Source organism: Mesorhizobium sp. M1342 (assembly GCF_040317955.1).
Lineage (GTDB): Bacteria > Pseudomonadota > Alphaproteobacteria > Rhizobiales > Rhizobiaceae > Mesorhizobium.
Window position 1 is genome coordinate 21956 of sequence record NZ_JAMYLI010000023.1, and the last position, 13670, is coordinate 35625.

The following is a 13670-nucleotide window of genomic DNA, read 5'->3' on the forward strand; positions in this document are numbered from 1 at the left end:
AAGACAATCGACCCCATCGCCGTCAACGGCGCCGACGCGAGGAAAGTTGCCTTGGCCCCATCACGAACGGTAACCGCGTCGTTACGCACCGATCGCTTCCAGCCCTTCCTCCAGCCAGTCGGCGAGCAGCGGCATGCCGAGCAGGTATTTCGCGGTGCGCTTGTTGGCGCGTTCGCGCGCTGCCGCCAGCGCGTCCGCCCATTCGGTGGCGTCGTAGTCGCCGCGACCGACCCAGGCCAGCGCGATCAGCTCGGCTGCTTCATCGACATTGAGGTCGTTTATCAGCTCGCGCAGCTCTTCCTCGGTCAGATTCTCCGAGCTTTCCTCGGCAAGGCCGTCATGGTGATGGTTGACATGGGACTCGCCGTCGAGTTCGACCTCGTGCTCGGCGCCATCTGCATAGTCTTCATTGACGGCCGCACTCAGCGCCTTGGCCTTGAGGATGAACAAGCGCACCGTGTCGGGGCCGATCGAAAGCTCCCAGTCCTTTTCAAGCCGCCGCTGCAAGGGCCGTCTCCCTCAGGTCGTTTGCCGGATGATAGCGGATTCGCAGCATCCGTCACCTGATGTTCTCCCGCACGTAATTTTCCGGGATGAAACGCAAGCCGACCGGCGTTAGTGTTGCATTCTCACCCCTCCAGGAGGTTTCGATGCATAAAAGAGTGCTGATCCAGGCGGCGACTGCCCTTGTCGCGCTGCAGTTCCTTGCCGTTCCGGTGTTCGCCGCCGGCGGTGACAGTGGCGGCAGCGATCAGACCGTCACCCAATGCAAGAAGGGCGAAGTCTGGGATAAGAAGAAGAAAAAGTGCGTCGCACCCCAGGAGGGCATGCTCGACGACGACAGCATCTATGATGCCGGCCATGCGTTGGCGATGGCCGGGCGCTATGACGAGGCGATCGCCGTGCTCAGCCTTGCCGCCAACAAGCAGGATCCGCGCATCCTCAACTATCTCGGCTATTCGCACCGCCATTCCGGCCGCGTCACAGTCGGCCTCGGCTATTACGAGGAAGCGCTGCGCATCGATCCGGACTACACGCTGGTGCGTGAATATCTCGGCGAAGCGCATCTGCAGATCGGCGATCTGGCCGGCGCCCAGCAACAGCTGATGGAAATCGAGAAGCGGACCGGCAAGGGTTCGCGCGAATACGGCATGCTGGCCGAGCAGATCGACCATTTTATGCGAAGCTGAAAAGATTCCAGGGCTCTTTTAAGCGGCCGCGAGCGATCGCGGCCGCTTTTGTTGCCCCCAGTCTCATTCACCGCCCCCGGCTGATGAATGCGGGGATGATTTTTACAAAACCGATTTTTGGGCGTGAAAAACCCGCGAAGATTGCTATATTCAGGGAAATTGCGGTGAAACGGTTCCGTTAGCCCGAGGCTGCCGGACCCGTTTTCTTTTTGTACCATCGACAAGGCTTTCCCCGAAACGCGGGGGTGGCAGCAGGAAAGGTCAGGCATCATGAACAAGGTCCCGATGACAGGCGAGGGGTTCGCGTCATTGAAGGAAGAACTGCGCTGGCGCCAGCAGGAAGAGCGGCCGCGCATCATCGAGGCGATCTCCGAAGCGCGCTCGCATGGCGACCTGTCCGAAAATGCCGAATATCATGCCGCCAAAGAGGCGCAGAGCCTCAACGAGGGCCGCGTCAACGAGCTTGAAGATTATATCGCGCGGGCCGAGGTGATCGACGTCAGCAAGCTCAGCGGCGACAAGATCAAGTTCGGCGCCACCGTGGTGCTGGTCGACGAGGATACCGAGGAAAAGAAGACCTACCGGATCGTCGGCGACCAGGAGGCGGACGTGAAGTCCGGCCGCATTTCGATCTCCTCGCCGATCGCGCGTGCGCTCATCGGCAAGGAAGTCGGCGACGCCATCGAGGTCAATGCGCCTGGCGGTGCCAGGGGGTATGAGATCGTCCAGGTGCAGTTCATCTAGAGCAATTTGAGGTGGGCGCGGCAGCGCTAGCCTTTCAATTCAATTATTGACTAAATCAACCGGTGCTGGCGCCGACTTTAAGCGCCAGCAGCCTTTCTGCCTCCGCCACCACCTCCGCCGGCATCACACGCCCCCTGGGCGGTGCCAAAAGCGTCGACGCATATTGCCCGCGAGGACCCGTCAACCCGGGCTCGGTTGCCAGGAACACCGCGACCGTCGGCAGGCCAAAGGCACTGGCGAGGTGAGTGAGCCCGGTGTCGGCGCCGATGACCAGTTCCGAGCGGCCGATGAACGCAGCGATGTCGGCCAGCGGTGACTTTGGCACCACAACTGTCGATGGCACTGCCTTGGCAATGGCTTCGGCCACGGCCTTCTCACGCTCGTTCGACCAGGTCGTGACCGGCGTCATCCCACGTTCAGCCAGCAGGCGGGCGGTTTCAATCCAGTCTTCGGCCGGCCATTTCTTGTCTTCGCGGCTGGTGCCGTGCAGCAGGAAGGCGGTTTTTCCAGAAGGGCCCGCCAGAGTGCCGGCGGGCGGCACGATGCCGGAGTCCAGGGTCGAAAGATCGGGCTGATAGCCGAGCGCCAGCCCGAACAGCCGCCGTGTCCGTTCGATGGCGTGCAGGTCGCGCGGCACGGGATAAGTGGCATCGTAGAACAGCGTCGCAGAAGGTTCGCGCGCGCTCGAACGGTCGAAGCCGGCAATGTGGGAGCCCACCTGTCTTGCCACCAGAGCCGATTTCAGGAGGCCTTGCGCATCGATGACGAGGTCGTACCGGCAATCGCGCAAGGTCCGGCGCAGGGCGGCCGCCTCGCGCCAGGTGGCGCCGTCGAGCAGCGCCTTGCGCCAGCGCCGGATCGCCACCGTATGAATCCGGTCGATCGCCGGGTGAAGCGCGACGATACCGGCAAATGCCTCTTCGACGCACCAGTCGAAGGTCAGGTCCGGGCGGTTGCGACGGGCATCCTCGACGGCCGGAAAGGTGTGAATGACATCGCCCATCGATGACGTCTTGACGATCAGCACCTTCATGCCGCTGCCGGGATGTCCAGCAGCCGCTCCGCCGCTGCTGCGACCTGGCCGACTTCAAGCGTCTTCAGGCAGTTGAGGTGGCCGAGCGGGCAGACCTTCTGGTGGCATGGCGAGCACGACAGGCTAAGCCAGACCAGTTCCCGGTGCTCAGCCAGCGGTGGCGTGTTCTCGGGCGAGGTCGAGCCGTAGACGGCGACGATCGGCGTGCCGACGGCGGCCGCGACATGCATCAACCCGCTGTCGTTGGACACGGCCAGCCTTGCGGCGGATATCAGGTCGATGGCGTCCTCCAGCCGCGTCTGTCCGGCGAGGTCGACGACGCCGGGGGCCAGGGCCGCGATCTCCGCCGTCACGTCGCGGTCGTTCTTCGAGCCGAACAGAGCGACCTTCAAGCCTTTGCCCATGAAATTGCGGGCAAGCCCGGCATAGCTTTCGCTGGGCCAGCGCTTGGCCGGGCCGAATTCGGCGCCGGGCATCAGGGCCACGAATTTTTGCGGCGCTAGGCCGAACCGGCCGAGCAGGTCGACCTGGTTTTTCGTGTCCACGCTAAGCCGTGGCGCCCGGAAACCACCGCCCTGGGCAAGGCCGAAATAGGCCTGCGCGGTGCGTCGTTTGATGCTGTCGGGCAATGGCACGATGTCGGTCAACAGGCCATAGCGCATCTCGCGCAGGTTGCCGACCCGGCGCGGAATGCGGGCAAAGAACGGGATCAGCGCCGACTTCCAGCTGCCCGGCAGGATATAGGCGATGTCGTAGCGGCCGCGCAGCAGGCGGCCGAAGCGGCGGCGATGGGTGAATTCGAGCGCGCCGGGTTTGAGCGGAAAGTCGATCTGCTGGCGGATTTCGGGCATGCGCTTGACCAGCGGCGCTGCCCAGGCCGGCGCCAGCACATCGATGGCGGCGTTGGGATGCAACTCCTTCAGCGCCGAAAACAGGCACTGCGCCATCACCATGTCGCCCACCCAGCGTGGGCCGATCACGAGGATCGTTGGGCTTTCAGCCATTCGACATAGTCTCTGACACCGGTTTCCACTGTCCGGAATTGGCCATTGTAACCGGCCGCGCGCAAACGGGACATATCAGCTTGCGTAAAGCTCTGGTAGCTGCCCTTGAGATGGTCGGGGAAGGTGATGAACTCGATCTCGCCCTTGCCCAGCGTGTCGATCACTGTTTCCGCTATGGCGCGGAAGGGCTGGGCACGGCCGGTGCCGCAATTGAAGATGCCGCTTGAGCCCTGTTTCCACAGCCACAGATTGACGTCGGCGACGTCGCCGACATGGATGAAGTCGCGGCTTTGTTCGCCGGGCCCGAACCCGTCATGGGCGCCGAACAGTTTCGGGTTCTCGCCGCGTTCGACCTGGTTGAACAGATGGAAGGCGACGGAGGCCATGGCGCCCTTGTGCGCCTCGCGCGGGCCATAGACGTTGAAGTAGCGCAAGCCCACGACCTGTGAATGGTCGGTATCGAAGGCGGTGCGCCCGGCGAACACGGTTCGCCTGACGAAGTCGTCGAACAGCTTCTTGGAATAGGCGTAGACGTTGAGCGGCCGCTCGAGCGCCGGATCCTCGCGAAACTCCGAGCCGCCGCCATAGACGGAAGCCGAGGAGGCGTAGAGGAAGGGCACGCGCAGCGCCTGGCTTGCGTGCAGCAGCCGTTTCGAGAAGGCGTAGTTCACCTCCATCATGAACTTGCCGTTCCACTCGGTGGTGGTCGAGCAGGCGCCCTGGTGGAAGATGGCCTCGATGCGGCCGAGCGAGCCTGCCTCCATGCGGTCCAAGAAATCGTCCTTGTCGAGATAGTCGGCGATCTTGAGATCGGCAAGATTGGCGATCTTGTGACCGTCGGTAAGGTCGTCGACGACGAGGATGTCGTCATGCCCTTCGGCATTCAGCGCGGCGACGATGTTGGAGCCGATCATACCGGCGCCGCCCGTGACGATGATCATGAAGGGCCTCTGGTTGCTTGCGATTCCGGCCCTTATAGGGGAGGCTAGGCGGGCTGTCGATAAAGCCAGGCATGTGCCTGTCCTGCCATTTTTATGGGCTTGTCTGTTTTGTCTGTTTTGTCTATTATGGACAAAACGGGACATCCCATGAAAAACTATCCATCGACCGATCTGAAACAGAATCTTGGAGATGTGCTTGCAGCTGCCAGCCAGCAGCCGGTCTCCATCACTCGCCACAACAAGCCGAGATACGTCCTGATGAGCATCGAGGCCTACGAAGCGCGCTTCGGCAACGACAGCCGCCGCGTCTACGCTGCGGAGGATGCCCCGACCGAACATGTCGAGATGCTTGAGGAGTACGCCGCGGAATTGGACCGTGATTAAACCCGCCGCTGCGGACGTCTGGCGATATCCATATCTTTGGCATCGCCAACACGGAGACGGCGAGACCGAAGGCCGGAAGTCACGGCCTGTAGCCTTTGTGGCTGTCCTTCCTGGGAAAGCCGGCGGTACGAACCTCTTCATCCTTGCAATCACTTCCACGCAGCCGGGCCGTGATCGCGTTGCCGTCAGCATCCCGGAAATTGAACGCCACCGTGCGGGCCTCTACCCTATGCCCCTTTGGGTCATGGTCGACGAGTACAATCATGATATCCTGGAAGCGTCAGCCTATTTCGAGCCGGGTGCGCGAATCGGCGCGTTCAGCCCGTCATTTCACAAGAAAATTATGTTCGCTTTTACTGCGGTTGTCCGCACGGGTCAGTCCAAAGCCATCCCGCGCGCGGACTGAATCGACAGAACAGAGCACGATCGTGAGGGACCAAAAATGCCATCGACCGAACTGCTCATCGCGTTTTTCGCCACCACGGCGATCTTCGCCTACATTCCAGGGCCGGCCATGCTCTATGCCGCCGCGCAGACGATGGCGCGCGGCCGCTGGTCCGGCCTGACGGCGGCACTTGGCATCCATCTGGGCGGCTACGTGCATGTTTTCGCCGCGGCTGCCGGGCTGTCGGTGCTGTTTCATGCCGTGCCGACCCTCTACCAGGCGGTCAAGCTGGTCGGCGCGCTCTATCTGATCTGGCTTGGCGTCTCGCTGTTTCGCAAGCGCGCGGACGGCGATGCGTCGCTGCCTGCCATCGAGCGCAAATCGGCACGGCGCGCCTTTTTCGAGAGCATCACCGTCGAGGTGCTCAATCCGAAGACAGCGATCTTCTTCATGGCGTTCCTGCCGCAATTCATCGACGCCTCGGCGGCGTTTCCGGTCTGGCTGCAGTTCGTCGTGCTCGGCACGATCGTTAATCTGATGTTCTCCTCGGCCGATATCGTCTGTGTGTTCCTGGCGGGCGCCGTGATCGGCCGTTTGCGGCGTTCGAGCCGCGCACAGCGGCTGATGCAACGGGCGGGAGGAGCTGTGCTGGTCGGGCTGGGCGTCCATGTCGCCCTGCAGAAGAGCTGACCGCCCGAGCCTGCCGGGATCATGCCTGCCGTTGCGCTGCGTGAATTTGCGGTATATCGGCTTTCGCCATGAGCGATCCGACCAGTCGATTGATGAGCACTTATGAGATTGAAATCGGCCTTTTCCCTGTGTTGCCAGTGACATGATCAAGCACAATCCGCCTTCTCCCGAACCGTTGCACCGCGCCATTGCGCGGTTCGGCCAGGCCACCGTGCTGGTGGTCGGCGACTTCATCCTCGATCGTTTCGTCAACGGTGTCATCGAGCGGATCTCGCCGGAGGCGCCGATCCCGGTGCTGCACGGGCGCGGCGAGACCTCGACCATGGGCGGTGCCGGCAATGTCGTGGCCAACATCGTTTCGCTTGGTGCTGCCGCTGTTCCCGTCTCGGTCATCGGCACCGATGTGGCAGGCGATAGCCTGGTGCGGATGCTCGGCGAGCTTGGCGCCGATACGGCGGGCCTCGCGCAGGAGCGTGGTCGCATGACCTCGTCCAAAAGCCGCTTCAGCGCGCTCAACCAGCAGGTGCTGCGCTTCGACGAGGAGGAAATCAAGCCGTTGGGTGCTGCGGAGCGAGCCGGCCTGATCCGGCATTTCCGCGCCGCACTGACGCGCGCCGACATCGTCATCCTGTCCGACTACGGCAAGGGCATCCTGCTCGACGGCGTCGCCGGCGACTTGATCGCCATCTGCCGCGAGGCTGGAAAGCCGGTGCTGGTCGACCCGAAGGGCCGCGATTATGCGCGCTATGCCGGGGCGACCGCCATCACCCCCAACCGCAAGGAACTCGGCGAGGCCGTCGGCCATGCGGTGTTCGCCGATGACGAGATCGTGGCTGCCGCACGCGAGCTGATTTCGGCACATGGTTTCGATTTCGTCGTTGCGACGCGCAGCGAAAAGGGCATGAGCGTGGTCGGTCCCGACGAGGCGCGCCACATCGCCACCCAGGCGCGCGAAGTGTTCGACGTTTCGGGCGCCGGCGACACGGTGATCGCGAGCTTCGCGCTGGCGCTGGCCGTGGGCGCCGATACGGTCATGGCCGCTTCGATCGCCAATGCCGCTGGTGGCGTCGTGGTGGGCAAGCGTGGCACCGCGCGGCTGACGGTCGAGGAACTCACCGGCGCGCTGTTCCGTTCACATGGGCCGACCGCCCACAAGGACGCCATCCTCGATGCCACATCGGCCGCCCGCATGGTGGCGGCGTGGAAGGAAGAGGGCCTGAGCGTCGGCTTCACCAATGGCTGCTTCGACATCCTGCATGCCGGCCATGTCAGCTTGCTGCACGCGGCGCGCAGCCAGTGCGACCGGCTGGTGCTCGGCCTTAACAGCGATGCCTCGGTGCGGCGACTGAAGGGCGCCGGGCGCCCGGTCAACGACCAGCACGACCGCGCCTGCGTGCTGGCAGCACTTGCCTCGGTCGATGCGGTCGTGGTGTTCGAGGAAGATACGCCGCTGGCGCTGATCGAAGCGCTGCTGCCCGACATACTGGTCAAGGGGGCCGATTACACGGTCGACACCGTGGTCGGCGCCGATGTGGTGCAGAAGGCCGGCGGACGCGTCGTGCTGGTCGATCTGGTCGCCGGAAAAAGCACCACCAACACCATTGGCAAATTGCGCGCCGGCGGCACCACAAACTGAGGGTTTCATGTCCGAGTTGAACGATTATCTTGTCCGCTCCGCGGCTGCCATATCAGCCATGGTCGAACGGGACCTGACCGGTGAGATGGGGCGGGCAGCGAGCGCGGTGGTGACGGCGCTTTCGTCGGGGAAAGCCTTGCTCATCGCCGGCAATGGCGGCTCGGCCAGCGACGCCATCCACATTGCCGGCGAACTGGTCGGCCGCTTTCTCAAGGAGCGCAAGGCCTACAATGTCATCGCGCTGCCGGCCAATGCAGCGGTGCTGACCGCCTGGGGCAACGACTATGGATTCGACACGGTTTTTTCGCGCCAGGTCGAGGCGCATGGCGCCGCCGGCGGGGTGCTCCTGGCGATCTCGACCAGCGGCAATTCGCCGAGCATCCTTGCCGCCGCCGAACAGGCGCGGAGGATGGACATGACGGTGATCGGCATGACCGGCGACACCGGCGGCAAGCTGAAGCCTCTGTCCGATATCCTGCTCAACGTGCCGTCGACCTCGACGCCGATCATCCAGCAGGGGCATCTGTGCCTTTACCATCATTTGTGCGAGGTGGTCGAAGCGCGCCTCAGCAATGGCTGATCCCCCGACCTCTGGCCGCTATCCGCTGGCGGAGCCTGGCCTATGGGTCGAGCAGGTCGGCTCAAGGCTGTTCGCCGCCGGCTCGCCGGCGCTGTTCCTCGATCGCGACGGCACCATCAATGTCGATACGGGCTATCCGGATGATCCTGCCGAAATGGTGCTGCGCGCGGACATAGCCGCGGTGATAGCCGCCGCCAACCGGGCCGGCATTCCGGTCATCATCGTCACCAACCAGTCGGGCATCGCGCGTGGCTATTTCGGCTGGGGCGATTTCGCTGCCGTCAACGGCCGCGTGCTCGAGCTGCTGCGCGCCGAAAATGCGTTCGTCGATATGGTCGTCGCCTGCGCCTATCACGAAGCTGGCACCGGTGTGCTTGCGGTCGCCGATCATCCGATGCGCAAGCCCAATCCGGGCATGTTGCTGGAGGCGGCCGGGCGCCTCGGGCTCGATCTGCGGCGTTCGCTGATCGTCGGCGACAAGGAGGCCGACATGGAGGCGGGACAACGCGCCGGCCTCGCGCAGGGCTGGCTGGTAGACGGGCAAGCAGCTGTCCGATCGGGCTTCACAATTCAGCCTTGGTGCGCCCGCGCGGATTTCGACGGCCTGCTCGCCGCAATAGCTGCGCTTGGCACCGCCTCGGGCGCGCCGTGACGGCTTACATCCGATCTTTGTCTCGCCAGGCTTCATAAAGCTTGGCCTCTGTCGCGAACGAATACAGCATCACCAGCATCGAATAGACGAATCCGTGCCGGCCGCACAGGAAGTAGCGCTTGGCCAGGTAGAACTTCAGGAAGTTGCCGAGAGGCGACAGCACCAGTCTTATCAGGCCGGGCTTCTTGGCTCGTTCGACCAGCGTGGCAACCTTGAGGCTGGAGTAGGTGTTGGCTCTTGCCAGATCCTCGGCAATGGTCATTTCGCGGCGATGCAGCAGCACGCCATTTTCTATCGTGCCGGTTTCGCCTGGCACCTCGAACGACTCATGGACCCGCAGATTAAGGTCCATCGTGGCCTTGTCGCGGCGGAAAAGACGCAGCAGCCTGTTGTGAAGCACCCAGCGGTGCGCATAGCCATAGCCCTTCAGCTTGTCGCGGCGTCTGATGTACCATCCGTCGAAGGCGTCATTCCCAAGCTGGGTCACATTCATGATTGACTGCCTGAGCACGTCGTCGATGGCCTCGTCGGCTTCAATCGAAAGGCACCATGGTTGCGTGGCCTGATCGAGCGCGAATTGCCGCTGACGAGGAAAGCCCGGCCAATCGTTGTGAAACAGCCTTATCGGGTAGCCTTTGGCGATGTACCCATTGACGACGTCCAGAGTGCTGTCCGTCGAGCCCGAATCGACGACGATGATCTCGGCGCAGAAATCGACGCTTTCCAGGCACTCGCCGATCATATCGGCCTCGTTCATGCAGATGACCAGCGCCGAAACCGGGCTAGAAAATCGAGTCATCGTCCCACCCCACGGCACACTGTTCTCGGAATTGGGCTGCCCTGCGCCACCTGTTTACGCAATCCCGAAAGCGCTATGCGCTTTTCCCGGGAAAACCGTTACATACTTTTTCTGGAATTGCTCTAGGAAACCAACAAGACGGCTACGGCAGAAATTCCGGCTTCACAGGAGAGCTATCGAACGCCAAAGCGGCGCTGATATGGCGAGGCGTTCAAGCCGCATCGGCGAAGCCCGCTGCGGTTCAACCGGGTCAAGGCTGTGCGAACGAGACCAGCCCTTCGTCCTTGACCCGGCGGATGGTGAGCGCTGTTCGCACCGTGTCGACATTCGGGGTCGAGGTCAGTTCCTCGATGACGAAGGTCTGGAAGGCGCCAAGGTCGCTCGCCACGCAATGGAGCAGGAAATCGGATTCGCCCGACACCATCCAGGCGTCGCGTACGATCGGCCAGCCGCGGGTGCGCTCGGCAAAGATGCGCAGCTCGGCATCGGCCTGATGATGCAGGCCGACCAGGCAGAAGGCAACGACATCGAGGCCGAGCGCTGGCGCATTGAGCAAGGCGCGGTAGCCACGGATGATGCCCGCTTCCTCCAGGCGCTTGACGCGGCGCAGGCATGGCGGAGCCGAAATGCCGACGCGGTTCGACAGTTCGACATTGGTCATGCGGCCGTCGCCCTGCAATTCGCGCAGGATCTTCCAGTCGATGGCGTCGAGGTCGGCCTTGAGCGGCATGGGGGTTCTCGATCATCAGGGGCAATACGCAAGAATCTTGCGTGATTTTGTAATTAAACGACTTCGCTGTCCATTCCTCCTTCGCCCGGAATATTTCACGGGATCAGCGGGCGACAGGTGTGACAAAGCTTTCCGGGGACGAACTCCAACTTGCCTTGCTGGCGTCGTGGGCAACACTTACATTACGCGCGACAATGATCGAGTTTTCCATGCCGCAATTGCCGGCAGCCCTCCGCAGAGGCTTTAGATGACCACCAAGCACGCGCCCGTTCTCATCATCGGTTCCGGTCCGGCCGGCTATACGGCGGCGGTCTATGCCGCCCGCGCCATGCTGAAGCCGATGCTGGTCGCCGGCCTGCAGCAGGGCGGGCAGTTGATGATCACCACCGATGTCGAGAACTATCCCGGCTTCGCCGACCCGATCCAGGGTCCGTGGCTGATGGAGCAGATGCTGAAACAGGCCGAGCATGTCGGCACCGACATCATCAACGACATCATCACCGAGGTCGACCTCAACGTGCGACCGTTCCGTGCCAAGGGCGATTCCGGCACCACCTATACCGCCGACGCGCTGATCATCGCCACCGGTGCGCAAGCGAAATGGCTGGGCATCCCGACCGAGCAGGACTTCATGGGTTTTGGAGTCTCGGCCTGCGCCACCTGCGATGGTTTCTTCTACAGGGGCAAGGATGTCGCGGTGATCGGTGGCGGCAATTCCGCGGTGGAAGAGGCGCTCTATCTGTCCAATCTCGCCAAGAGCGTGACGGTCATCCACAGGCGAAGCGATTTTCGCGCTGAACGTATCCTGCGCGAGCGGCTTCTGAAGAAGGACAATGTCCGCATCATCTGGGACACGATCGTCGATGAGATCACCGGTCGACCCGGCAAGACGCCGCTGCCGCCCTCGGTCGAGGGGCTGAAGCTCAAGCATGCGGTGACCGGCGAGGTGTCGCACCTCAAGGTCGACGGCGTGTTCGTGGCCATCGGCCATGCGCCGGCGGTTGAACTGTTCGCCGGCAAGCTCAAGCAGAAGCCGAACGGCTATCTGTGGACGGCGCCGGATTCGACCCGCACCGATGTGCCGGGCGTGTTCGCGGCCGGCGATGTGACCGACGATATCTACCGCCAGGCGGTGACGGCAGCGGGGCTCGGCTGCATGGCCGCGCTCGAGGCGGAGAAGTATCTGGCCGGCATCGAAGTGCATCGCGAAGCGGCCGAGTAGAGAGTTCAGAGAGCGGCTTAGAAACGCCGTGTAAAAGCCTGATTTTTCATTCAGACGCCAAAACAGAACGAGGGGAATCATGGCGTTGGACTGGGACAAGCTACGCGTGTTTCACGCTGCGGCGGAGGCGGGGTCGTTTACCCATGCGGCCGAGACATTGCATCTGTCGCAATCGGCGATCTCGCGGCAGGTCAGCGCGCTCGAGCATGATGTCGGCGTGCCGCTGTTCAACCGCCACGCCCGCGGGCTGGTGCTGACCGAGCAGGGTGAGATGCTGTTTCGCACGGCGCATGACGTGCTGATGAAGCTGGAGACCATCAAGTCCCGGCTGACCGAGACCAAGGATCGCCCGTCGGGCGTGCTGCGGGTGACGACGACGGTGGGGCTGGGCGCCGGCTGGCTGACCGAGCGGGTACAGGAATTCATCGAACTCTATCCCGAAATCAGCCTGCAGCTGATCCTCGCCAACGAGGAACTCGATCTCACCATGCGCCAGGCCGATTGCGCCATCCGGCTGCGCCAGCCGCAGCAGCCGGACCTGATCCAGCGCCGCCTGTTCACCGTGCATTTCCACCTCTACGCGGCCCCATCCTATGTCGCCAAGCATGGTAAGCCGTCTTCCGTCGCCGAGCTGAAGGCCCATCGCATCGTCACCTTTGGCGTGCCGGTGCCGTCGCATCTGTCGGAGCTGAACTGGCTGGAGACGGTCGGTGATTTCGAAGGCGGACAAAGGGTGCCGACGCTGCAGATCAACGACATATTGTCCATCAAGCGTGCGGTGCAGGGCGGTGCCGGCATCGCCATGCTGCCCGACTATGTGATCAGCAAGGACTCCGATCTGGTGCAGCTGCTGCCGGAGACCGAGGTGCCGTCTTTCGACACCTATTTCGCCTATCCCGACGCGATGAAGAACCAGGCCAAGCTGCATGTGTTCCGGGACTTCATCATCGCCAAGGCCCGAAGCTGGTCCTTCTGAGGGCATGCCGATATTCAAGTGAGGCCGGCCCGCGAATGGCCGCTTCCTGCGCTTCCCCGTCTACCGCATCGTGGTAGAACTGTGCTCACGTACTTAAGTATGCTCCGCTCCGGTTCTCGGCAGCCACCATTCTCGACTCGGCCTGACCTGAATCTCAACGCGCCCTGCGATGGTGGCTCAACCACGCCAGGGCGACAGTCGAGGCAGCCAGCCCGGGACGTTGCGGCGGTAGGTGTCGTATTCGGCGCCGTAGCGGTGAGCCAAGGTCGGCTCCTCGTAGAACCGCACGAAAGAGCCCATGACGATCGCGCCGATGACTGCATAGGCGACAAGCGCCCAGCTCGAGAACAGCAGCGCCTGGCCGAGGATGATCGACAGCACGGCGACATACATCGGGTTGCGGACATGGCGGTAGATGCCACCGATCACCAGCCTCTCGGTCGGGGCGACCGGTGCGGGTGTGCCCAGGCCCTCAAGCGCAAAACGGCCGAAGGCATGCAGGAGTGCCGCGACCGCGGCGACGATCAGAAGCCCGCCGACAGGGACAAAGCCCGGCAGACCAGACCACGGCAAACCCCAGCGATCGGTCAACAGCCAGGGCACCAGCCCGGCAACCACGCAGGGCGCCGCGATGAAGAAGGCCGCACTGCCCGCGATCGCCGAAAACGCCCGCATTGGCTGCTTCCTCCCCGATTGCCTTAGAA

The 13670-nt window shown here is 63.0% G+C and carries 17 protein-coding genes; 10 read left to right on the plus strand and 7 right to left on the minus strand.

Annotated elements, in window-relative coordinates; genetic code table 11:
- Positions 1-81: 81 nt before the first annotated feature.
- Positions 82-507: a DUF3775 domain-containing protein gene (locus tag NKH06_RS22730; protein ID WP_013530064.1), complete on the minus strand. Its 426-nt coding sequence runs from the start codon at positions 505-507 to the stop codon at positions 82-84.
- 143 nt (positions 508-650) lie between these two features.
- Between NKH06_RS22730 and NKH06_RS22735 the strand changes: the two genes are divergently transcribed.
- Together NKH06_RS22735 and greA are read left to right on the plus strand one after the other, a co-directional pair.
- Positions 651-1190, plus strand: a complete 540-nt coding sequence (locus NKH06_RS22735) for a tetratricopeptide repeat protein (protein WP_023809744.1) — start codon at positions 651-653, stop codon at positions 1188-1190.
- Positions 1191-1460: 270 nt separating this feature from the next.
- On the plus strand, positions 1461-1934 hold the full coding sequence (greA, locus tag NKH06_RS22740) for a transcription elongation factor GreA (RefSeq protein ID WP_013530066.1): 474 nt from the start codon (positions 1461-1463) through the stop codon (positions 1932-1934).
- Between the two features lie 55 nt (positions 1935-1989).
- Here the strand turns inward: greA and waaC are convergent, their stop codons facing one another.
- From waaC to rfaD, 3 genes are read right to left on the minus strand one after another with little or no spacing between them, the layout of a single operon-like run.
- Positions 1990-2967 carry a lipopolysaccharide heptosyltransferase I gene (gene waaC / locus NKH06_RS22745; protein ID WP_352440408.1) on the minus strand — a complete coding sequence of 326 codons (978 nt, stop codon included), beginning with the start codon at positions 2965-2967 and terminating at the stop codon, positions 1990-1992.
- Positions 2964-3971: a lipopolysaccharide heptosyltransferase II gene (gene waaF, locus NKH06_RS22750; protein ID WP_352440409.1), complete on the minus strand. Its 1008-nt coding sequence runs from the start codon at positions 3969-3971 to the stop codon at positions 2964-2966. Before waaF ends, waaC begins: the two co-directional genes overlap by 4 nt.
- The gene (gene rfaD / locus NKH06_RS22755; RefSeq protein WP_352440410.1) at positions 3944-4912 is read right to left on the minus strand and encodes an ADP-glyceromanno-heptose 6-epimerase; all 969 of its coding nucleotides are present in this window, start codon (positions 4910-4912) and stop codon (positions 3944-3946) included. Before rfaD ends, waaF begins: the two co-directional genes overlap by 28 nt.
- A gap of 147 nt (positions 4913-5059) precedes the next feature.
- On the opposite strand from rfaD, the gene NKH06_RS22760 reads away from it, so the two are divergent.
- The 6 genes from NKH06_RS22760 to NKH06_RS22785 all read left to right on the plus strand — a co-directional run bounded on the left by NKH06_RS22760 (position 5060) and on the right by NKH06_RS22785 (position 9239).
- On the plus strand, positions 5060-5296 hold the full coding sequence (locus NKH06_RS22760) for a type II toxin-antitoxin system Phd/YefM family antitoxin (RefSeq protein ID WP_023809741.1): 237 nt from the start codon (positions 5060-5062) through the stop codon (positions 5294-5296).
- Positions 5289-5702: a hypothetical protein gene (locus NKH06_RS22765; protein WP_352440411.1), complete on the plus strand. Its 414-nt coding sequence runs from the start codon at positions 5289-5291 to the stop codon at positions 5700-5702. Before NKH06_RS22760 ends, NKH06_RS22765 begins: the two co-directional genes overlap by 8 nt.
- A gap of 36 nt (positions 5703-5738) precedes the next feature.
- Positions 5739-6371: a LysE family translocator gene (locus NKH06_RS22770; RefSeq protein WP_352440412.1), complete on the plus strand. Its 633-nt coding sequence runs from the start codon at positions 5739-5741 to the stop codon at positions 6369-6371.
- A 142-nt stretch (positions 6372-6513) separates the two neighbouring features.
- Entirely contained in the window at positions 6514-8007 is a 1494-nt protein-coding gene (rfaE1, locus tag NKH06_RS22775) for a D-glycero-beta-D-manno-heptose-7-phosphate kinase (protein ID WP_023809739.1), read from the plus strand.
- Between the two features lie 7 nt (positions 8008-8014).
- The gene (locus tag NKH06_RS22780) at positions 8015-8587 is read left to right on the plus strand and encodes a D-sedoheptulose-7-phosphate isomerase (protein ID WP_023809738.1); all 573 of its coding nucleotides are present in this window, start codon (positions 8015-8017) and stop codon (positions 8585-8587) included.
- Positions 8580-9239: an HAD family hydrolase gene (locus NKH06_RS22785; protein WP_352440413.1), complete on the plus strand. Its 660-nt coding sequence runs from the start codon at positions 8580-8582 to the stop codon at positions 9237-9239. Before NKH06_RS22780 ends, NKH06_RS22785 begins: the two co-directional genes overlap by 8 nt.
- A 4-nt stretch (positions 9240-9243) precedes the next feature.
- Here NKH06_RS22785 and NKH06_RS22790 read toward each other — a convergent pair whose 3' ends face one another.
- Together NKH06_RS22790 and NKH06_RS22795 are read right to left on the minus strand one after the other, a co-directional pair.
- Positions 9244-10038: a glycosyltransferase family 2 protein gene (locus NKH06_RS22790; protein WP_127318541.1), complete on the minus strand. Its 795-nt coding sequence runs from the start codon at positions 10036-10038 to the stop codon at positions 9244-9246.
- 250 nt (positions 10039-10288) lie between these two features.
- Positions 10289-10768 (minus strand): Lrp/AsnC family transcriptional regulator, encoded by a 480-nt coding sequence (locus NKH06_RS22795; protein ID WP_023809735.1) that lies wholly within the window; start codon positions 10766-10768, stop codon positions 10289-10291.
- Positions 10769-11015: 247 nt separating this feature from the next.
- Between NKH06_RS22795 and trxB the strand changes: the two genes are divergently transcribed.
- On the plus strand, positions 11016-11990 hold the full coding sequence (gene trxB / locus NKH06_RS22800; protein WP_128303811.1) for a thioredoxin-disulfide reductase: 975 nt from the start codon (positions 11016-11018) through the stop codon (positions 11988-11990).
- A 79-nt stretch (positions 11991-12069) separates the two neighbouring features.
- On the plus strand, positions 12070-12966 hold the full coding sequence (locus NKH06_RS22805; RefSeq protein WP_023809733.1) for a LysR family transcriptional regulator: 897 nt from the start codon (positions 12070-12072) through the stop codon (positions 12964-12966).
- 177 nt (positions 12967-13143) lie between these two features.
- Here NKH06_RS22805 and NKH06_RS22810 read toward each other — a convergent pair whose 3' ends face one another.
- The gene (locus NKH06_RS22810; RefSeq protein WP_352894081.1) at positions 13144-13641 is read right to left on the minus strand and encodes a methyltransferase family protein; all 498 of its coding nucleotides are present in this window, start codon (positions 13639-13641) and stop codon (positions 13144-13146) included.
- Positions 13642-13670: the final 29 nt, after the last annotated feature.

Bases quoted from the DNA above. Each gene is read 5' to 3' on its own strand.
- NKH06_RS22735 (WP_023809744.1), top strand. From the start codon at position 651: ATGCATAAAAGAGTGCTGATCCAGGCGGCGACTGCCCTTGTCGCGCTG.
- greA (WP_013530066.1), top strand. From the start codon at position 1,461: ATGAACAAGGTCCCGATGACAGGCGAGGGGTTCGCGTCATTGAAGGAA.
- waaC (WP_352440408.1), bottom strand. From the start codon at position 2,967: ATGAAGGTGCTGATCGTCAAGACGTCATCGATGGGCGATGTCATTCAC.
- waaF (WP_352440409.1), bottom strand. From the start codon at position 3,971: ATGGCTGAAAGCCCAACGATCCTCGTGATCGGCCCACGCTGGGTGGGC.
- rfaD (WP_352440410.1), bottom strand. From the start codon at position 4,912: ATGATCATCGTCACGGGCGGCGCCGGTATGATCGGCTCCAACATCGTC.
- NKH06_RS22760 (WP_023809741.1), top strand. From the start codon at position 5,060: ATGAAAAACTATCCATCGACCGATCTGAAACAGAATCTTGGAGATGTG.
- NKH06_RS22770 (WP_352440412.1), top strand. From the start codon at position 5,739: ATGCCATCGACCGAACTGCTCATCGCGTTTTTCGCCACCACGGCGATC.
- rfaE1 (WP_023809739.1), top strand. From the start codon at position 6,514: ATGATCAAGCACAATCCGCCTTCTCCCGAACCGTTGCACCGCGCCATT.
- NKH06_RS22780 (WP_023809738.1), top strand. From the start codon at position 8,015: ATGTCCGAGTTGAACGATTATCTTGTCCGCTCCGCGGCTGCCATATCA.
- NKH06_RS22785 (WP_352440413.1), top strand. From the start codon at position 8,580: ATGGCTGATCCCCCGACCTCTGGCCGCTATCCGCTGGCGGAGCCTGGC.
- NKH06_RS22790 (WP_127318541.1), bottom strand. From the start codon at position 10,038: ATGACTCGATTTTCTAGCCCGGTTTCGGCGCTGGTCATCTGCATGAAC.
- NKH06_RS22795 (WP_023809735.1), bottom strand. From the start codon at position 10,768: ATGCCGCTCAAGGCCGACCTCGACGCCATCGACTGGAAGATCCTGCGC.
- trxB (WP_128303811.1), top strand. From the start codon at position 11,016: ATGACCACCAAGCACGCGCCCGTTCTCATCATCGGTTCCGGTCCGGCC.
- NKH06_RS22805 (WP_023809733.1), top strand. From the start codon at position 12,070: ATGGCGTTGGACTGGGACAAGCTACGCGTGTTTCACGCTGCGGCGGAG.
- NKH06_RS22810 (WP_352894081.1), bottom strand. From the start codon at position 13,641: ATGCGGGCGTTTTCGGCGATCGCGGGCAGTGCGGCCTTCTTCATCGCG.